General features: G+C 62.8%; 20 protein-coding genes and 1 tRNA gene. 16 read left to right on the forward strand and 5 right to left on the reverse strand.

The window, feature by feature from the left end:
* The first annotated feature begins 60 nt into the window (after positions 1 to 60).
* Positions 61 to 1,167 (forward strand): phosphoserine phosphatase SerB, encoded by a 1,107-nt coding sequence (serB, locus tag ACP8KU_RS02175; protein WP_484483904.1) that lies wholly within the window; start codon positions 61 to 63, stop codon positions 1,165 to 1,167.
* Positions 1,160 to 1,882: a peptidyl-tRNA hydrolase gene (locus tag ACP8KU_RS02180; RefSeq protein ID WP_023016970.1), complete on the forward strand. Its 723-nt coding sequence runs from the start codon at positions 1,160 to 1,162 to the stop codon at positions 1,880 to 1,882. Before serB ends, ACP8KU_RS02180 begins: the two co-directional genes overlap by 8 nt.
* Here ACP8KU_RS02180 and ACP8KU_RS02185 read toward each other — a convergent pair.
* Entirely contained in the window at positions 1,848 to 3,812 is a 1,965-nt protein-coding gene (locus ACP8KU_RS02185; RefSeq protein WP_484483905.1) for an ATP-dependent DNA helicase, read from the reverse strand. The genes ACP8KU_RS02180 and ACP8KU_RS02185 overlap by 35 nt on opposite strands.
* A gap of 18 nt (positions 3,813 to 3,830) precedes the next feature.
* Positions 3,831 to 5,159 carry a nicotinate phosphoribosyltransferase gene (locus tag ACP8KU_RS02190; RefSeq protein WP_005284538.1) on the reverse strand — a complete coding sequence of 443 codons (1,329 nt, stop codon included), beginning with the start codon at positions 5,157 to 5,159 and terminating at the stop codon, positions 3,831 to 3,833.
* A 117-nt stretch (positions 5,160 to 5,276) separates the two neighbouring features.
* Between ACP8KU_RS02190 and clpS the strand changes: the two genes are divergently transcribed.
* Genes clpS through rdgB form a run of 8 tightly spaced genes read left to right on the forward strand, consistent with a single transcriptional unit; the run spans position 5,277 to position 10,645 of the window.
* Positions 5,277 to 5,603, forward strand: coding sequence for an ATP-dependent Clp protease adapter ClpS (clpS, locus tag ACP8KU_RS02195; RefSeq protein WP_005277757.1), 327 nt, complete (start codon positions 5,277 to 5,279; stop codon positions 5,601 to 5,603).
* Positions 5,604 to 5,607: 4 nt separating this feature from the next.
* A complete protein-coding gene (locus tag ACP8KU_RS02200; protein ID WP_284609792.1) occupies positions 5,608 to 6,144 on the forward strand; it encodes a DUF2017 domain-containing protein in 537 nt (178 codons plus the stop codon).
* On the forward strand, positions 6,144 to 7,058 hold the full coding sequence (locus tag ACP8KU_RS02205; protein ID WP_126319701.1) for a P1 family peptidase: 915 nt from the start codon (positions 6,144 to 6,146) through the stop codon (positions 7,056 to 7,058). Before ACP8KU_RS02200 ends, ACP8KU_RS02205 begins: the two co-directional genes overlap by 1 nt.
* 13 nt (positions 7,059 to 7,071) lie before the next feature.
* The gene (locus ACP8KU_RS02210; protein ID WP_005277768.1) at positions 7,072 to 7,704 is read left to right on the forward strand and encodes a rhomboid family intramembrane serine protease; all 633 of its coding nucleotides are present in this window, start codon (positions 7,072 to 7,074) and stop codon (positions 7,702 to 7,704) included.
* Positions 7,704 to 8,483: a glutamate racemase gene (murI, locus tag ACP8KU_RS02215; protein WP_005284527.1), complete on the forward strand. Its 780-nt coding sequence runs from the start codon at positions 7,704 to 7,706 to the stop codon at positions 8,481 to 8,483. The genes ACP8KU_RS02210 and murI overlap by 1 nt, the downstream gene beginning before the upstream one ends.
* Before the next feature lie 60 nt (positions 8,484 to 8,543).
* Positions 8,544 to 9,305, forward strand: coding sequence for an MBL fold metallo-hydrolase (locus ACP8KU_RS02220; RefSeq protein ID WP_126319697.1), 762 nt, complete (start codon positions 8,544 to 8,546; stop codon positions 9,303 to 9,305).
* A 15-nt stretch (positions 9,306 to 9,320) separates the two neighbouring features.
* Positions 9,321 to 10,049, forward strand: coding sequence for a ribonuclease PH (rph, locus tag ACP8KU_RS02225; RefSeq protein ID WP_237801525.1), 729 nt, complete (start codon positions 9,321 to 9,323; stop codon positions 10,047 to 10,049).
* The gene (rdgB, locus tag ACP8KU_RS02230; protein WP_284636875.1) at positions 10,043 to 10,645 is read left to right on the forward strand and encodes an RdgB/HAM1 family non-canonical purine NTP pyrophosphatase; all 603 of its coding nucleotides are present in this window, start codon (positions 10,043 to 10,045) and stop codon (positions 10,643 to 10,645) included. Before rph ends, rdgB begins: the two co-directional genes overlap by 7 nt.
* Here the strand turns inward: rdgB and ACP8KU_RS02235 are convergent, their stop codons facing one another.
* Both ACP8KU_RS02235 and ACP8KU_RS02240 read right to left on the reverse strand, forming a co-directional pair.
* Positions 10,646 to 10,996, reverse strand: coding sequence for a DUF3817 domain-containing protein (locus tag ACP8KU_RS02235; RefSeq protein ID WP_005277777.1), 351 nt, complete (start codon positions 10,994 to 10,996; stop codon positions 10,646 to 10,648). It lies immediately after the preceding gene.
* A gap of 3 nt (positions 10,997 to 10,999) precedes the next feature.
* On the reverse strand, positions 11,000 to 11,518 hold the full coding sequence (locus ACP8KU_RS02240; protein WP_484484146.1) for a hypothetical protein: 519 nt from the start codon (positions 11,516 to 11,518) through the stop codon (positions 11,000 to 11,002).
* Between the two features lie 96 nt (positions 11,519 to 11,614).
* On the opposite strand from ACP8KU_RS02240, the gene ACP8KU_RS02245 reads away from it, so the two are divergent.
* Together ACP8KU_RS02245 and ACP8KU_RS02250 are read left to right on the forward strand one after the other, a co-directional pair.
* Positions 11,615 to 11,696 (forward strand) — tRNA-Leu (locus ACP8KU_RS02245).
* Between the two features lie 78 nt (positions 11,697 to 11,774).
* Positions 11,775 to 12,365 carry a hypothetical protein gene (locus tag ACP8KU_RS02250; protein ID WP_232207995.1) on the forward strand — a complete coding sequence of 197 codons (591 nt, stop codon included), beginning with the start codon at positions 11,775 to 11,777 and terminating at the stop codon, positions 12,363 to 12,365.
* Here ACP8KU_RS02250 and ACP8KU_RS02255 read toward each other — a convergent pair whose 3' ends face one another.
* Complete coding sequence (locus ACP8KU_RS02255; RefSeq protein WP_484483906.1) at positions 12,366 to 14,273, reverse strand: solute carrier family 23 protein; 1,908 nt, start codon at positions 14,271 to 14,273, stop codon at positions 12,366 to 12,368.
* A gap of 311 nt (positions 14,274 to 14,584) precedes the next feature.
* On the opposite strand from ACP8KU_RS02255, the gene pflB reads away from it, so the two are divergent.
* Genes pflB through ACP8KU_RS02275 form a run of 4 tightly spaced genes read left to right on the forward strand, consistent with a single transcriptional unit; the run spans position 14,585 to position 19,069 of the window.
* Positions 14,585 to 16,672 carry a formate C-acetyltransferase gene (gene pflB, locus ACP8KU_RS02260; protein ID WP_005277782.1) on the forward strand — a complete coding sequence of 696 codons (2,088 nt, stop codon included), beginning with the start codon at positions 14,585 to 14,587 and terminating at the stop codon, positions 16,670 to 16,672.
* Between the two features lie 23 nt (positions 16,673 to 16,695).
* On the forward strand, positions 16,696 to 16,947 hold the full coding sequence (gene grcA2 / locus ACP8KU_RS02265) for an autonomous glycyl radical cofactor GrcA2 (RefSeq protein WP_005284503.1): 252 nt from the start codon (positions 16,696 to 16,698) through the stop codon (positions 16,945 to 16,947).
* 2 nt (positions 16,948 to 16,949) lie between these two features.
* Positions 16,950 to 17,819, forward strand: coding sequence for a pyruvate formate-lyase-activating protein (pflA, locus tag ACP8KU_RS02270; RefSeq protein ID WP_484483907.1), 870 nt, complete (start codon positions 16,950 to 16,952; stop codon positions 17,817 to 17,819).
* A gap of 11 nt (positions 17,820 to 17,830) precedes the next feature.
* Positions 17,831 to 19,069 carry an alpha/beta fold hydrolase gene (locus tag ACP8KU_RS02275; protein WP_237801522.1) on the forward strand — a complete coding sequence of 413 codons (1,239 nt, stop codon included), beginning with the start codon at positions 17,831 to 17,833 and terminating at the stop codon, positions 19,067 to 19,069.
* The last annotated feature ends 54 nt before the right edge of the window (positions 19,070 to 19,123 follow it).

Below are 19,123 nucleotides of genomic sequence, written 5' to 3' on the forward strand. Positions count from 1 at the left end.
TACAGCCGCCTTCCCCAGCCTCTCAGAGGTAGGGAGGGCGGCTTTGGCGTGTGTGGGATAATGGCCGGTGTGAATACTCAAGCTGAAACCACGACCATTACTAGCTTCGGACCGGACGAGCCAGGGGCGGCCGCCGCTTTCTTTACCGCGTTGGCTGATTTCTCTGCCCCGCTTGCCGATGTCCACCTCGCCACCCCCTCCAATCACCTCGCCCTCACCGCGCAGTGCGGTAACGCTGCCCTAGAAGAACGAGTGCGCGAGGCCATGGCGCCCTTCGGACACGAGGTGTCCGTTGCGCCAAGCTATGCCGTCGCACTCATCGGCGCGGAGATTACCGCCGAGGATATTAGCGCGGTGCAGGAGACCGTGAAAGGGGAGACGTTTCGCATGCGCCGGATAGCATTGGATTCCCTTTCCGCGGTGGAACTTACTGTGTCGCTCGAAGACGCGGACTCGGCACGGCGGGCGCTGAGGGAGGTGGGTAAGGACCGCGGCATTGATTTCTCCCTCGAGAGCTTGGCCAATCGCGGCAAGCGCTTGGTGTGCTTCGACTGCGATTCGACGCTGATTGAAGGCGAGGTTATCGAGATGCTCGCCGCCCACGCGGGCAAGGAAGCAGAGGTGGCCGCGGTGACCGAGCGCGCCATGCGTGGCGAATTGGACTTCGAGGAGTCCCTGCGCGAGCGCGTCGCGGTGCTGGAGGGCCTAGATGCCTCCATCATCGATGAGGTCGCCCGCGATATCGAGCTCACGCCCGGTGCTAGGGAAGCGATCGGAACCCTCCACCGTTTGGGCCACCGCACCGCCGTGGTCTCGGGCGGCTTTATTCAGGTACTCGAGGGCCTGGCCACAGACCTTCAGCTCGACTACGTGCGGGCTAATACCCTCGAAATCCGCGATGGGAAGCTGACCGGCAAGGTGATTGGGCAGGTGGTCGACCGCCAGGCCAAGGAGGAATTCTTGCGCGAATTCGCCGCCGATTCCGGAATCGGCATGGAGTCTACCGTTGCTGTGGGCGATGGCGCCAATGACATCGCCATGGTCACCGCTGCCGGGCTGGGTATTGCCTTTGACGCGAAGCCTGCGCTGCGCGAGGCCGCTGATGCCTGCATCACCCCGCGCCGCCTCGACGCCGTCCTACCGATGCTGGGGATTGCCAATGTCTAAATTCGAAATAGCGCACCAACGCCTCGTTGCCGCCTGCGCCGCCCGGGATTCTCACGAGGACCCCGCGGATCCGTCCACCGTGCAAGCGATGCAGATCGCGCTCCACCTGCCCAAGCAGGATCCGCCGGCGCGCAGCGAGGTGCTCGCCGCGGCCGCTCGCGCCGTGGTGGCCACCTGTCTGGATGACCGCGCCGGTGAGGACGGTGCCTTCGCCGCGGCGCTCGCGCAGTGGTACGGCCACCGCATCCGCAAGATCGCCCGCCGCGCGCGCAATAAGGCGTGGCGCGATGTGCAGCTACTGCCTGGCGTGACCGTCGATGACCGCGCGCGTGCTTTTGCACCCTCGGCGGTGGGGGAGGTGGACCCGCTAATCAGCAAGCTACAGATTGGTCATACGGATCTCGCGATGGACGAGCCAGGGCCTCCGCTTGCCGATGCCCCCATTATCTACGTCGACCGCAGCCTCGCCATGACCGCGGGCAAGGCCGCCGCCCAAGTGGGCCATGGCTCGATGATGCTCGCCGCCGCCATGAGCCAAGAGGAAGCCGCCGCCTGGGCAGCAGAAGGTTTCCCGCTTTCCGTCCGCGAGGTGGACGCGGAGGTATTTCGCACCGCCTGCGCGCAGGAGGACGCGGTGGTCATCATCGACGCTGGGTTTACCGAGATCGCCCCGGACTCGGCTACCGTGTGTGCGCTGCGGCGACCAATCGCTTAAGCGCCCCGCGCACCGTCTCTGGGTTCGTGGTTTGCCAGAACCGCGGCATGGACGCCTTGAGGAATGCGCCGTAGCGCTTGTATTCCAGCCGGTTATCCAACACGGCGACGACCCCGCGGTCCGTTACGTGGCGCAAGAGCCGCCCGGATCCCTGCGCCATGAGGAGGGCCGCGTGATTGGCGGAGACCTCCATGAACCCGGAACGCCCGGCGGCATCGGCTGCCTGGGATCGGGCCTGCAGCAGCGGGTTATCGGGCCGCGGAAAGGGGATGCGGTCAATGAGGACCAGCGAGCACGATGGCCCCGGAACGTCCACGCCCTGCCAGAGGGTCAAGGTGCCAAACAAGCAGGAGTTTTCCTTCGTGGAGAACTTGTCCACCAGCGTGCCGATAGTATCTTCGCCCTGCACATAGAGGTCAAACGGCAAACGCGGCGCGAGCGCCTCCGCGGCTTCTTCCGCCGCCCGGCGCGAGGAGAATAATCCCAGCGTGCGCCCGCCGGCGGCCATGATGAGCTCATATATTTCCTCCAAGGTTTCAGAGGACAGGCCATCGCGCCCCGGCGCCGGAAGGTGTTTGGCGGTATATAAGATGCCGGATTTCGCCGGATCAAAGGGCGTTCCTGCATCGAGCGTGTCATACGTGCCGGACGGCAGGCCCCATTGTGCCGCCATGGCGTCGAATCGCCCGCCCAGGGCAAGCGTGGCCGAAGTGAGCACCACCGTTTGCTCCCCAAATAGGTTCTCGCGCAGCATATGCGCGATAGACAGCGGCGCGACGGCGAGCGTATCGGTGCCCTCCACCCACACGACATCGTCCTGCGCGGCAGGATCATCGGTGGCGAAGACCTCCAAGATTCGCCCGATCGCCTCGGCCAGGTCCGTGAGGTGATTGCTTAAGTTTTGGCGCTCGGCGTTCTTTTCTGGGTCATCGTTGGCCTCGCCTTCTGGGGCGCGGGAGATGAGGGATTTAACGCGCAAGAATTCATCGGCAAGCGCGCGCAAATGTGCTTGCGACGTCTCATCTAAATCCGTCCAGCGGCCGGGCTCCTGCACGCGCAGCAGATCATCGAATTCGTCCGCCAACTCCGTGAGGTTCCCGGCATTGCCCAATGACTTAGCCCGGTTCGCCGCCATCTTAATGGCGCGGGAGGTAATCTCCGCGGTGGACACGGAGGTAATGCGTCCATCGAGCTCGTGGGCCTCGTCGATGATCGCCACATCGTGTTCGGGCAGGATATTGGCCTCAGAGATGGCGTCGATGGCGAGCATGGCGTGGTTGGTGACGATGATATCGACATCGGCAGCCGCCCTGCGGGCCACTTCGGCGAAGCAATCCGCACCGTGCGGGCAGCGCCCGGCTCCCAAGCACTCATTCGAGGTCACCGATACCGCTCGCCACACCAAATCCGGCACGCCGAAGTCTAAATCATCCCGGTCACCGGTTTCGGTCTCCTGCGCCCAGTCGTGGATGCGGCGCACGGCCTTGCCGCGGTAGGAGATATCGGACTCATCGATAAGAGCCTCCGGGTCATCCGGTGTGGCCGCGATCTTATTCAGGCATACGTAATTATTGCGGCCCTTCATGATGGCGAAGGTGGGGGTGCGCTCCATGACATCGGCTAGCGCCTCCGTCAGCCGCGGGAGGTCGCGCTCCACCAACTGGCGCTGCAGCGCCAGCGTGGCGGTGGAGACGACGACGGTGGAACCCGAGTTCATCGCATGCCGGATGGCCGGAACCAGGTAGGCCAAGGATTTACCCGTACCCGTGCCCGCCTGAACGGCGAGGTGGCGCTCGGATTCTAAGGCCTTGGATACCGCGTTAGCCATGCGAACCTGGCCCTCGCGGCGGGAGCCGCCGAGCGCATCCACCGCCGCGCCTAGCAGCGTTTCCGTGTCGTGGTTTAGGGGCTCATCTGCGGGGTCACTCACCCCACACAGTCTAGCGACCTAGTCCTTAAAGCCCACCATTCGCGTGGGCACGGCGGCGTCATCGCGCGAAAGCGCCAGTCCTTCCCACGGCAGGGTCTTGCGGGCCTCGTTCAAGTAGGTGCGGGAGGCCTCAAGATCGGGCAGGTCCTCTACGATGTGCCCATCGCGCATCAAGGGAATGGTCAACTCGCGGGTGGTGAGCTGGCCCGTATCCGGCGCGTCTGCGGCAAAGGGGTAGACGACCTCTTCTACCGCCACGCCGGAGGACCGGTAGGTGCGCAGCGCGCGCTTGGCCCCGCCCACCGATTGCTTGGACGACGAGCGCTTGGCCACCGGGACCCCGTCGACCTCGACGACCTTGTAGACCATGCCCGCAGTCGGGGCACCAGAGCCGGTGACCACGGAGGTACCCACGCCGTAGACATCGACGGGATCGCCGCGCAGACCCGCAATGGCGAACTCGTCCAAATCGGAGGAAACAACGATATTGGTATTGTGATTGCCCAGCTCATCGAGCTGCTTGCGCACGCGCCGGGTCACCGCACCTAAGTCACCGGAATCGATGCGCACCCCGCCAAGCTCCGGGCCACCGACCTTGACGGCGGTGTCGACGCCCTTGGTGATGTCATAGGTATCCACCAGCAGGGTGGTATCGATGCCCAGGGTATCGATTTGCGCGCGGAAGGCCGCCTCCTCATTGCTCGTGCCATCCGGGTTCGTGTGCGCCAAGGTCCAGGCGTGGGCGGCGGTGCCAGATACCGGGATGCCGTAGCGGAAGCCGGCCTCCAGATTGGAGGTGGCGGTAAACCCGGCGAGGTAGGCAGCGCGGGCGGCGGTTACGGCCGCGTACTCGTGGGTGCGGCGGCTGCCCATCTCCAAAATGGGGCGGCCATCGGCGGCGGTGACCATGCGGGATGCGGCAGAGGCGACGGCGGAATCGGCATTCAAGATGGACAGCACGATGGTTTCGAGCACCACGCACTCGCCAAAGGTGCCGCGCACCGTCAAGATAGGAGAGTTGGGAAAATACAGCTCGCCCTCGCGGTAGCCATCGATCTGCCCGGAAAAGCGCCAGTCGCGCAGGTATTGTCGGGTATCTTCATCCAGGAAATCCATCTGTTCCAGCTGCTCGGGGGAGAAGCGGAAGTCCTCTACCGCGCGCAACACGCGGTCGGTGCCGGCGACGACGCCGTAGCGACGCTCATTGGGCAGGCGGCGGGAAAAGACCTCGCAGGTCACGTTGCGGTGGGCGGTGCCATCGCGAAGCGCAGCCTGCAGCATGGTGAGCTCGTATTTATCCGTGAGCAAAGCGGTGGAGCGATCGATAGAGCGTGCTATGTCATTCATGAGCCTGATACTACTCACAGGTTAAGAAGCTTTCAGCATACCCGGGCCACCACCCTGGTGAGCTGCGGGGAGACCCAATGCCCAAAATGCCAGCGAAAAATGATTAGGCTATAAGGCATGAAGCCGCAACACCCCGAAGTCCGTATGAGCTCTCCCATGGCCACGCCCGACTTGGATGAAGGAATCGAAGTTGATGTGGCCGCGAGCGAGAACCTGCCGTGGATGTGCATCGTCTGGGACGATCCCGTCAATTTGATGAGCTACGTGTCCTACGTATTCCAAACCGTTTTGGGCTACGACAAAAAGCGGGCCAACGAGCTGATGATGCAGGTCCACACGGAAGGCAAGGCCGCCGTGTCCAGCGGCGAAAAGGACAAGGTTGAGGCGGACGTTAAAAAGCTCCAGATCGCGGGTCTGTGGGCGACGATGCAACAGGCAGGGTAGATAGATGCAACCGTGGAAAAAGAAGAAATCGCTGATGCGCGGGCCCAAAATCACGGCGGTATTCGAGCCCATGGAGCGCGAGGTCATTGGCAACCTCACCGCCACCGTCTCTGAGGCGATCATCGGCCGCGCCCAGTCCGCGCCGAAGGACGAGCTCGCTGAAATGCTAGACATGCCCACCGGCCACACCGAGGCTCCAGAAGATCCTTCCCTGGCGCGGCTGTTTCCGGACTTCCAAAAGCCCGGCGATGAGGAATACGACGGCGATGCCTCCCTCTTGCGCTCGCTGCACGAAAATGACATCGCGCGGGCGAAGCTGCAGAACCTGCAGGTCATCGGCAATGCGCTCGGCCCTACCGGCGGGGTAGAGGTCTCCATTTCGGAACAGGAAGCCCAGGCCTTCGTGGCCGGCCTCAATGATCTGCGCTTATACGTCGCGGCCGGGGAAGCGACCGACGAAAACCTCATGACGGACCGCGATACCTTGGTGGAATGGCTGGCCTATTGCCAGGATTCCCTGCTGGAAGTGTTGATGGATTAATGATTGACGGCATTAGCATTGGCCATTTTTCCGGCGAGGACACTGGCGCCACCGTGCTCTACTGCGGCCCGAAGGGCGCGCTAGCCAGCGTGGATGTGCGCGGCGGCGGGCCCGGTACGCGCGAGACCGATCTCTTGCAACCGCACAATACCGTTGAGCGCGTCCACGCCATCGTGCTCGCGGGCGGGTCCGCCTTCGGCTTGGCGGCCGCTGACGGCGTCATGCGCGAATTGGAAGCGCACGGGGTGGGTTTCCCCGTCTTTGGCGAGGACAAGCCCGGCCCGCGCGTGCCCATCGTGCCGGCGGCGGTGATTTTCGATCTGCTGGCGGGCCCCTCCCGCCCGGGACCGGAGGATGGCGCGGCGGCGCTGCGAGCGGCGATGGCCGGACACGACGAGACGGTCGGCACGGTCGGCACGGGCGTCGGCGCCACGGCGGGCAAGCTGCGCGGCGGCTTCGGCCTGGCCACCCGCAAGGTCGGAAACTACGAGGTCAGCGCCGCGATGGTGGCCAATCCCGTGGGCGAGGTCATCGACCCGCACACAGGTCGCCTTTACGGCGCGCCGGGCCGCACGCCGGTCAACGCGGACGCCTACCGCGACCTGCCGCACCCCGCGGCGAAGCTGAATACGACGATTGGCGCCGTGCTTACCGATGCCCCCGTCACCACCGCCCAAGCCCAACGCCTCGCCATGACGGCCCACGACGGGATTGCGCGCGCCGTTCGCCCCGCGCATTCGCCGCTGGACGGAGATACCATTTTCGCCCTGTCCACAGCGCAGGAACCCGCCGAGGTGGATATGGTCCAGCTGTGCGCCGCGGCGGCCGACGTGGTGGAGGAGGCCATCGTCACCGCGGTCACCGCCGCACGCCCTGGCCTGGGGCTTCGCGCGTATCGCGACTTGCTCGGCTAAGATATTGCCCATTATGACTATGGGTGGAACTTCACGTAATCAGCCGGCGCCGACCAGCACGAACAACCGCGGCCGTGGCCGCATCAGCACCGGCCTATCCTTGGCCCTGGGGTTCCTTGCGGTGGAGTGGTCGGTCCACCTCATCAACGCCGTTGTCTTCGGCGGCGGGTTGTCCAATTACGGCATCCGCCCGCTCGACGTGGACGGCCTGTGGGGCATTATCACGGCGCCGCTGCTGCACGGCAGCCTGGAGCACTTGATGTCCAACTCGCTGCCGGGTGCCCTGTTCTGCTTCCTTATCGGCTTGTCTGGGCGCCGGGTGTGGTGGGAGGTCACCCTGATCACCACCGTGGTGGCGGGCCTTGGCACGTGGCTTTTGGGCGGGGCCGGTACCTCGCACATCGGCGCGTCCGGGCTGGTCTATGGCTGGCTGGCCTACCTCGTGGTGCGCGGCGTCTTCAATCGCTCCCTGCTGCAAATCATTTTGGGCATTATCCTGGGCTTTTCCTATTCCGGGCTGATTTGGGGCGTGCTGCCCGTCGCCGAGGGCATTAGCTGGCAAGGCCACCTCTTCGGCGCCCTGGGCGGTGTAGCGGCCGGCATGTTCATCACTTCCGATAACCCCGCAAAGGCAGGGAGGAAATAATGCCCAACGCGTCGTCTCCCATCGGCATCTTTGACTCGGGCGTCGGCGGGCTGACCGTGGCCCGCGCGGTGATGGAGCAGCTGCCGCAAGAATCCGTTATCTATAAGGGTGATACCGCCCACGGCCCCTACGGGCCGCGGCCCATCTCGCAGGTGCGGGCCTTTTCCCAGGATATTGCCGATGAGCTGGTGGAGCGCGGCTGCAAGATGCTGGTCATCGCCTGCAATACCGCCACCGCGGCCTTCCTGCACGATGCCCGCGAGCGCTATGATATCCCCATCCTGGAGGTCATCCGCCCGGCCGTGCGCCGCGCCATGTCCACCACGCGCAATGGCAAGATCGGCGTCATCGGCACTGAGGGCACCATCAAATCCGGCGCGTACCAGGACCTGTTCGCGGTCAACCCCAATGTTGAGGCGGTAGCCGCGGCCTGCCCGGACTTCGTTCCCTTTGTCGAGCGCGGGATTACCGCGGGCCGCCAGATCCTCGGCGTCGCCGAGGGCTACCTTGCGCCCCTGCAGGCCCAGGGCGTGGATACCTTGGTGCTGGGATGCACGCACTACCCGCTGCTTACCGGCATCATCCAGCTCGCCATGGGCGAAAACGTGTCCCTGGTGACCTCCTCAGAGGAAACCACCAAGGACGTCATGCGCCTGCTCACGGAAACTGACATGCTCGCCCCCGAGGGCAACCAGCCGGTCCATTCCTTCGAATCCACCGGCGATCCTGAGGTTTTTGCCCAGCTGGCCACGCGCTTTTTGGGCCCGCAGATCGGCTAATCCTCCCCCTTTTGCGCGCGGTACCAGCATTTGGTCCGGATTCATGGAACTATTGGTTTCATGAAGCTGACCATCCTAGGCTGCTCCGGTAGCGTACCCACCGCAGACAATCCTGCCTCCGGCTATGTCGTGTCCTTCGACAATGCACCGTCCATCATCCTGGATATGGGCTCGGGCACGCTGGGCCAGCTAGCTCAACTGCAGGATCCGTGCGATGCCCACGTGGCCTTTAGCCATCTGCACGCGGATCACTGCGCGGATTTTCCCTCCCTCATGGTGTGGCGCCGCTTCCATCCCACCGCCCCGGCGGCCTCGCGCAATTTCTGCTTCGGCCCGTCCGCCACCCCGACGCACCTAGGCCGCCTGTCCTCCGACGAGGTAAATGGGATCGACGATATGTCCGATACCTTGGCGTTTAGCCCGTGGGTGGCGGGGGAGCGCCAGCTTGTCGATGACGTCTTTATCACCCCCTTCCCCGTCAACCATCCGGTAGAGGCTTATGCGCTGCGCATCGAGCACGCCAAGACCGGCAAGACCATTACCTATTCCGGCGATACGTCTTATACGCCCGCGCTTGTCGATGCCGCCCGGGGCGCCGATCTCTTCCTCTGCGAGGCCACCTGGGGTGCTTCCTCCGAGGGCATGGCACCCGGCATGCACATGTCGGGCGCGGAAGCGGGGCGCGCGGCGCGGGAAGCGGGCGTTCGCACGCTGGTGTTAATCCACATCCAGCCCTGGGGCGATGCGGAGGCTACCGTGGCGGCGGCGCGGGAGGAATTCGACGGCGAGATCGTGCTGGGTACTGCGGGCATGCAGTTCTAAGTTACGCTGGAGGGCATGACTGAATTTACTCGTGCCGATGGGCGCGCGCTTGACCAAATGCGCAGCGTCCGCATTACCCGCAATTTCACCACCAACCCGGCTGGATCCGTCTTGGTGGAATTTGGCAATACCCGTGTGATGTGCACCGCCTCCGTCGAACTCGGGGTGCCGCGTTTCAAGCGCGATTCCGGCGAAGGCTGGCTGACCGCCGAGTACGCCATGCTGCCGTCCGCCACCCACGACCGCATGCCGCGCGAGTCCATGCGCGGCAAGGTCAAGGGCCGCACCCACGAGATTTCCCGCCTGGTCGGCCGCTCCCTGCGCGCCGCCGTGGACCTGGAGCAGCTGGGAGAAAACACCATCCAGCTCGACTGCGACGTGCTGCAGGCCGATGGCGGCACCCGCACCGCCTCCATCACGGGCGCCTACGTCGCGCTTGCCGATGCCATCGCCCACCTCAAGTCCGAAGGCGTTGTCCCCGGCGAACCGCTGCTCGATCCCATCGCCGCGGTTTCCGTGGGCATCATCGACGGCGAAATCTGCTTGGATTTGCCCTATGAGGAAGATTCCCGCGCCGAGGTGGATCTTAACGTGGTGATGCAGGAATCCGGCGACTTTGTAGAAATCCAGGGCACCGGTGAGCACGGCCTCTTCGGCCGCGAGCAGCTCAATGGCATGCTGGATGTGGCCCAGAAGGGCTGCAGCGAGCTCATCGCGGCGCAGAAAGCGGCGCTGGGATGGTAATCCTCGTCGCCTCCGGCAATCCGAAGAAGCTGGCCGAGCTCGATCGTATCTTGTCCGAGGCGGGCATCGAGGGCGTGGAACTGCGCCTGCTTTCTGAGGTCGAAGCCTACCCAGAGCCCATCGAAGACGGCCGCACCTTTGCCGATAACGCGCTCATCAAGGCCCGCGCCGGCGCCGCCGCCACGGGCCTGGTGACCATCGCGGATGATTCCGGGCTGGCCATCGAGGAGCTCAACGGCATGCCCGGCGTGCTTTCCGCTCGGTGGTCCGGCCAGCACGGCAATGACCAGGCCAATAATGACCTGGTCTTGGCGCAGATGGCCGATGTCCCTGACGAGCGGCGTGCCGCCGCCTTCGTCTCCGTGTGTGCCCTCGTGACCCCCGAGGGCACAGAGCGCGTGGCCGAGGGCCGCTGGGAAGGCAAGCTGCTGCGTGAGCCGCGCGGCGCTAATGGTTTTGGCTATGACCCACTCTTCCAACCAGATGGCGAGTCGCGTTCTGCGGCGGAAATGTCGCCTGCGGAAAAGAACGCGGTCTCGCACCGCGGCCGCGCCCTTTCCCAGCTGGTCCCGCTTATCGCAGAGCTGGCCAGCTAATTAAGCGTTGAGCTGGAATTGCTCCTCGATTTCCTTGCGGCGCTTGTGCTCCATCCAGAAGGACAGGAAGGGCACCACGCCGGCGAGCGCGGTGGTAATCAGCTTGCCGGCGGGCCACAGCGCACGCGGGCCCAGAATCAGGATGGACAGCAGGTAGGTCATGTACGCGATGCCGTGCACGATGGCGATGTAGGTCGCCCATTCCGGGATTTCTGCGCCCATGACGTATTGGAAGAACATGCGGATGACCAGGATGATCAGGAAGATACCGGTTACCGTGGCCGCGATGGAAAAGAACTTCAGCGGGCCACGGATGCGCGCCTTGCGGTCTGGGTGTACCTGGTTTGTCATGATTTATTTTCTCCTTTTATCTGTCGGGCCTTCGCCGCGATCCTCTGCGGGGGAACCGCGGCGGCGCCGAGGCTGATTCAACGCATTAAACTCTTCCACATTCAGCTGCGGGCGCTGCGGCAAGAAATCCTCATCGATGGCGGTCTTCTCCGCCGACCCGCGGCCCATCGAGCTACCGGCCTCCGAACCAGCTGCCGAATCTCCGCCTATCGAACCAGATTCTGAGCCGACAATTTCAGAGGCGTTTTTTGAGGCCTGCAGCGAATCCATCTCGCGGGCTTCGTTTTCCGCGGCGAGGCGCTCATTTTCATAGCGCAGGGTGGTGCGATAAGCATAGACCACGAATACGGCAAAAAGAGGCCATTGAAAGGCGTAGCCCAAGTTTTGAAAGGTGCCCGAGCCGGAGCGGAAGCGCGTCCACTGCCAATAGGCGAGGAAGAGGAAAAGCACCACGAAAAATATGACGAGGGCGATGTGCCACCACCGCACCTTCACGCGCCGTTTCTTCTGATCCTCGTGCATACTCACCTCACCCAGCCTACCTATCCGCCGCCGCAATACGGAATGCCCCTGGTTTCTTGTTTATCAGCCCGCCGTGTACACTATTCAACGTTGCTCGCGCCCGTGGCGGAATTGGCAGACGCGCTAGATTTAGGTTCTAGTGTCTTAGGACGTGTGAGTTCAAGTCTCACCGGGCGCACAATCGGCGCCGTCGGCCCTCGTGGCCGGCGGCGCTTTTCGTGTACCCCCACTTCAGAGCTGCCCTATGATGGTCATCATGAAAAAGCTGCTTTCCACCCTTATCGCCGTCATCCTTATTGCCGCCGTGGCTGCCACCGCGGTGGTGGTCTGGCAGGCAAAAGATCCAGTGGACGTGGAGACGGAATCGAGCAATACCAAGGTCATCAAGGCCGTAGAACGGGAGGAACAGGTGGTGCTCGTCTCGCTGGGGATGCAGGGGCTCTCGGAGGAATCCGCTACTAGCAAGCTGTGGAATTGGCGAGTCCCAGGCAGCGGGCGCACCCAGTACATCAAGTACTCCTACCGCGCGAAGCTGGGCATCGAGGGATCGCAGGTCCAGGTGGAAGAAGAATCCCCGCACCACTTCCGCGTGCAGATCCCGGAATTTATTTTCATCGGACATTCGGATGCGAACTTCGAAACTGCGGTGGAAGATAATGGCGCGCTGAGCTGGATTACCCCGGATATCAATACGGCGGAAACTATCACCAAAATCCTCAACGAGGACAAAAAGAAAAAGGACATCGCGGATAATCGCGATGTCCTCCAATCCCAAGCCAAGCAGTTCTACACCGGAATTATCTCCGGCGTAGACCCAGAGGCCGAGGTGGATTTTTCCTTTCGCTAGCTAGTCCACCTCGGTGAACTTGCGGTCCCAGGAGGAGCGGACGGGGTTGGCATCGGCAAGCAGGATATCGAAGCGGTCATTGGCGATCTCGACGATTTCGCTGAGAGCAATGCGATATTCCTGCGCATCGGAATTGGCCAGGCGCCGCACGCCGGCATCGATGACGCGCTCCACCGTGTCATTGGTATCGAGGTACGCGACAAAGGGCATGCCAAAGCGCTCGCGGTAGGCGGCAGATAGCTCGGTAATGCGCTCGGTTTGCACGTCGTCAAGCTCGCTGAGTCCCAGCGAGCCGCGGTCGGCGGAAATATTCGCCGCCTCATCGGCAGAGGCCAAAAGCAGCTCGTCCATCGCGGGGTAGTCGTGGATGAGCGCATCGCGGCGTTCAGCATCCGCGGTCAGCACGGCAACCTGGATGGCGGCGCGCAGCTCGTTGACATCGCTAAACGGCCGGGACTGCCAGGCCAGATCCAGCGGCCAGGTCTCATTATTAAAGAGCGGGCGCAGCGCGGCGGTAAACTCCTCGCGCGAGGCCTCGTTCAGCTCGTTGAGGCTCACGCCCTTGCCATCGGCGCGCGAGACCTGTGCGCTCGCGCTGCCGGTGTGGAAGAACAACAAGTTGAGCAGGATGGCGGTAATCGCGCCGATGGACATGCCAGAAGAAACGAAGGTCTGCGCCCACTCAGGGAAGGCAGTGGCAACCTCCGGCTTGAAGGTCACCAGCATGGCCAGGCCCAGCGCGGAGGTGACGATGACGGAGTTGCGGCCATCGCTGAGATCCGACTTTGCAATGGTCTGCAGGCCCACCCACGCCACGTTGGCAAAAAGCGCGAGCGATGCGCCGCCGAGCACCGGCGACGGAATCGCGGCGACCACCGCGCCGGCCTTCGGCAACAGGCCCAGCACGATCATGAACCCCGCGGCTGCTACGGCCACCCAGCGCGATTTCACGTTGGTCAGGCGCACCAAGCCGACGTTTTGCGCAAAGCAGGTGTAGGGGAAGGAATTCATGACGCCGCCTACCAGGGTGGAGACACCATCGGCGCGGATGGCGCGCACCACATCATCGCGGCGGATGCGCTTTTTGACGATTTCGCCGGTGGCAAACACATCGCCGGTCGTTTCCACCATCGTGATGATCATGACGATAATCAGCGAGAAGATCGCCACGAGGTCGAATTTCGGCATGCCGAAATAAAATGGCGTCGTAATGCCGAGGGCGGGGGAGGAGGAGACTTCGCTAAAGGAGGCATCGCCAAGCGCGAGCGCCACGCCCGTGCCCAGGACCAAGCCGATGAGCACCGCCAACGTGCCCACGAAGCCGGAGGAAAAACGCTGCACCATAATGATGACCGCCAGCGTGCCAAAGCCATAGAGCAAATCGCGCGTGGCCGGCACGCCCTCGGCATAATTGACAAAGTCATTGGCCGATACCGCCAGCAGTGAGGTACCCATCACCAGCAGCACCGAACCGGTAACCACCGGCGGGAAGAAGCGCAGCACCTTGCCAAAGACTGGCGCGGCGAAGAAGGTAAAAAGGCCCGCGACGATGATGGCGCCGTAAATCGTGGGCAGCGATGCCACCCCGCCCTCGCCGTCGGTGGCGCCCAGGCCAATCGCGATGATGGGCGATACCGCCGTCGTGGTCACGCCCTGCACGATGGGCAGGCGCACGCCAATATGCTTGCCGATGCCCACCGACTGAATGATCGTCGCAATGCCGCAGGTTAAAAGGTCGGCATTGATGAGGTGGATGGTCGTTTCCGCGTCCAGGTTCAACGAGCTGGCGATGAGCAGCGGGACGATGACCGCCCCGGCATAAAACGCGAGGACGTGCTGCAGCCCAAGGGCGGCGAGTTTCGGCGCGGGGGGAACGATGTCTACGGGGTGCTTGGGCTGGGACGCCACGAAGTCCTCCTTGTTACGGAAGCGAAGCTGACCGCCTTAACAGTAGAGGTACACGCAGGTCGGCGCCAAAGTGTACGTGAGCAAAGCCACGATCGGGGCTAGATTGCCCCCGAACAAAAACGTACGGGAGGTTTATATAAATCGGGCTACCAGCAAAGTATGATGACCGGTTTATAACTGGTGCTCACGGCGATGTTTATGGTTGTTAATTTCGCGAATCGGGCCGACAATGGAGAGGTGACGGGGCTTGATGCTGCGGGAAGAAAAAGGCGGCATGTGCCCCGGGAAATTTGACCCAGAAGAAGGGAATTATGACTACCGCAACTAAGCCCCAGCAGTATCAAGGGTGGGAAGGTTTTGCGCCCGGCCCTTGGACCGAGGGCATCAACGTCCGCGATTTCATCCAGCGCAACTACACGCCTTATGACGGCGATTCCAGCTTCCTCGCTGGCCCCACCGATAAGACGCTGCGCGTGTGGGACACCCTGGAAAAGGACTACCTGTCAGTCGAGCGCGAAAAGCGCATTTACGATGTCGATACGCACACCCCGACCGATATCGATGCCTTCCCGGCCGGCTACATCTCAGAAGACGATGACGTCATCGTCGGCCTACAAACCGATACTCCGCTTAAGCGCGCCATGATGCCGTTCGGCGGCTGGCGCATGGTGAAGCAGGCCATCGGCGAGGCGGGCAAAGAGGTAGACCCCGAGGTGGAGAAGATCTTCACCCGCTACCGCAAGACCCACAACGATGCGGTCTTCGATATCTACACCCCGCGCATCCGCGCCGCCCGTTCATCACACATCATCACCGGCCTGCCCGATGCCTATGGCCGCGGCCGCATCATCGGCGACTACCGCCGCGTGGCGCTGTACGGCGTGGACTTTCTCATCCAGGAAAAGATTGAGGCCCGCGATGCCATTGCCGATGCCGGCTTTTCCGAGCACTGGGCCCGCTACCGCGAGGAGCACTCCGAGCAGATCAAGGCCCTGAAGAAGCTCAAGGCGATGGCCGAGTCCTACGGTTTTGACATCTCCGAGCCGGCGCGCACCGCACACGAGGCCGTGCAGTGGACCTACTTTGGCTACCTCGCCTCCATCAAGTCCCAGGACGGCGCCGCCATGTCCATCGGCCGCCTGTCTGCGTTCTTCGACTGCTACTTCGAGCGCGACCTAGCCGCTGGCATCATCACCGAGGAGCAGGCACAGGAAATCATCGACGCGCTCGTGCTGAAGCTGCGCATCGTCCGCTTCCTGCGCACCATCGACTATGACCAGATTTTCTCCGGCGACCCGTACTGGGCCACCTGGTCCGATGCTGGCTTCGGCAGCGATGGCCGCCACATGGTCACCAAGACCTCCTTCCGCCTCCTGCAGACCCTGATCAACCTGGGGCCATCACCGGAGCCGAATATCACCATTTTCTGGGATCCGGAGCTTCCCGCAGGCTACAAGGAATTCTGCGCGCACATCTCCATCGAAACCTCCTCCATCCAATACGAGTCTGACCGCCAGATTCGCGACGAGTGGGGCGATGACGCCGCGATTGCCTGCTGCGTGTCCCCGATGGAAGTGGGCAAGCAGATGCAGTTCTTCGGCGCCCGCGTCAATGCCGCCAAGGCCCTGCTTTACGCTATGAACGGCGGCCGGGACGAGGTCTCCGGCAAGCAAATTGTCGAAGGCTACGAGCCGATTCAAGGCGATGGCCCGTTGGACTTCGACGAGGTCTGGCAAAAGTACGAGGAGATGCTGGACTGGGTGGTTGGCACCTACGTCGAGGCACTGAACATCATCCACTACTCGCACGATAAGTACGCCTACGAGGCCGTGGAAATGGCGCTGCATGATTCCAATATCATCCGCTCCATGGGCTGCGGCATCGCGGGGCTTTCCATCGTCGCCGATTCGCTTTCTGCCATCAAGTACGCCAAGGTCACCCCGGTCCGGGATGAGACCGGCCTGATTACGGATTACATCACCGAAGGCGAATTCCCGTTCTACGGCAACGACGATGACCGCGCCGATGACATCGCCGCCACCATCGTGCACACCGTGATGGAAAAAATTAAGGCCATCCCGATGTACCGCAACGCCATCCCCACCCAGTCCGTGCTGACCATTACCTCCAACGTGGTCTACGGCAAGGCAACAGGTTCCTTCCCGTCGGGCCACAAGGCCGGCACCCCCTTCTCTCCGGGTGCTAACCCCGAAAACGGCGCGGATAACCACGGCATGGTCGCCTCCATGCTGTCGGTGGGCAAGCTGGATTACAAGGATGCCCTGGACGGCATCTCGCTGACCAATACCATCACCCCGTCCGGATTGGGCCGCACCCCAGAAGAGCGCATCACCAACCTGGTGGGCGTGCTGGATGCCGGCTTCATCATGGAACAATAAGAATCACGACAAGGAGAACCATCATGGCAACCCCAACCTATGCAGAACGCCTTTCAGACATGAAGGCCAGCCGCGACGAGCACAAGATGAACTCTGGCCTGTACCACGCCAACATCAACGTGCTGGACAAGTCCACGCTGGAAGATGCCGTCGAGCACCCAGAGAAGTACCCGAACCTCACCGTTCGCGTCTCTGGCTACGCGGTCAACTTCGTCAAGCTCACCAAGGAGCAGCAGCTTGACGTCATTTCCCGCACCTTCCACCAGGGTTCATAATCATGGCTGATGGCATTACTGGTGTGGTCACCCTGTCGCCGGAATCCGGCGAGCGCGTTCGCGGTGTTGCCGCGGGCCTGGGAACCGACCACGAACTCGATGAGATTACCCGCCCCGAGCTCATGGAGGCGCGCCGCACCGGCGATATCGCCCTCGTGCACTCTTGGGAGCTGGTAACCGCCGTCGACGGCCCGGGCACCCGCATGACCATGTTCATGTCCGGCTGCCCCCTGCGCTGCCAGTATTGCCATAACCCGGACACCATGGAGATGAAGACCGGCACCTTGGAGCGGGTAGACGATGTGGTCAAACGCATCAAGCGCTATAAGCCCATCTTCCAAGCTTCCGGTGGCGGCCTAACCATCTCCGGTGGTGAGCCCCTCTTCCAGATTGCCTTTACCCGCCGCGTCCTCAAGGAAGTCCACGACGCTGGCATCCACACCACTATCGATACCTCTGGGTTCTTGGGCTCGCGCCTGCGCGATGAGGATCTAGACAATATCGACCTGGTGCTGCTGGACGTGAAGTCGGGCGATGAGGAAACCTATCAGCGCGTAACGAGGCGCCAGCTGCAGCCCACGCTCGATTTTGGCGACCGTCTCAACGCGATAGGCAAGCCGGTGTGGATTCGCTTCGTCGTCGTGCCGGGCCTGACGGATTCGGCCGAGAACGTCGAAAACGTCGCCTCCATTGTGGCGCGGTGGAAGTCCAATGTGGAGCGCGTCGAGGTCTTGCCCTTCCACAATATGGGCAAGGACAAGTGGGAGGGGCTCGATATGACCTGCCACTTGGCAGATACCAAGCCGCCGAAACCGGAGGACGTGGAAAAAGTCCGCGACGTTTTCCGCGCAAAGGGCCTGGAGGTCTACTAACCTGGGTGGGCATGACTCACTACCGCCGCTTCGGCCACGATATTATTGAACACACCCTGGAAGTCCCGTGGGATTATGACAATCCGCGCGGGACTTTTGATCTCTATGCCCGTGAAATCATCCCGCCAGGAGGCGAGGACCTGCCGGCGCTTTTGTACCTGCAGGGCGGCCCGGGTTTTCCGGCCCCGCGGCCGGTCAAGCCGACGGGGCTTATCGGCAAGGCGCTCGAGCGCTACCGCGTCATCCTCCTCGATCAGCGCGGCACGGGGCGCTCGCACCGCATCGATAGGCTAAGCCCCGCAGAAGAGCGCAGCGCCGACCACCTGGCTTTGCTGCGCCAAGACAATATCGTGCGCGATGCCGAGCGCCTGCGCGAGCACCTGGGGCTGGAGACTTGGTCCCTGTTCGGCCAGTCCTTCGGCGGCTTTTGCATCACCGCGTACCTGTCCCAAGCTCCAGAGTCGGTCAAGCACGCGTTTTTCACCGGCGGTATCCCCACGCTGCAGGGTGCGGATCACCTCTACCGCGCGACCTTTAGCAAGCTCAAGGCCCGCCAGGAGCGCTTCTACCGCGAATTCCCCTGGGTGCAGCGCCGCATCGAGGAAATCATCGACCACCTCGATAATTCAGATGAGCGCCTGCATACCGGCGAGCGGCTGTCCTCGCTGCGTTTTCGCACCATTGGCACCGATTTGGGGCGGGGCACCGGCTTCGACGGCCTGGCCTACCTCCTGGAAGAGCCCTTCCGCACCGTGCGGGGAGAGAAGGTGCTGCGGGATGATTTCCTGTGGGGTATCGGCGAGCGCGTGAGCTTTGCGGAGGCCCCGCTTTATGCGGCGATCCACGAGTCCATTTATGCCGGCAGCGGCGGGCAGGCGGCGACGCAGTGGTCGGCACACCGCGTGCGGGAGGAGTTCCCGGAGTTTGCCGAGTCCGGCACCTGGCTGACCGGCGAGCATATTTTCCCGTGGCAGTTCGACGAGGACCCGGCGCTGCAAGCATTCAAGGAGGGTGCGCACGGCTTGGCGGAGCGGGAATTTACTGCGCCTTATGCGCTTGCCGATGCCCCCACCACCGCCGCCGCCATCTACCTCGACGATATCTTCGTTCCCCTGGAAGAATCCTTGGCCACCGCCGCGCACTTGGGCGATCTGCGGCCGTGGGTGACGAATGAGTACCAGCACAATGGCATCGGCGAGAACGGTGCGGAGGTGATGGGCAAGCTTTTTGCACTTATCGATGACCACTAGCGAACGCTTTCTGCCTGTGCGAAAATTAATTTCACACACGTAGTTAGGGAGAGG

This window comes from Corynebacterium sp. LaCa_282 (assembly GCF_057198125.1).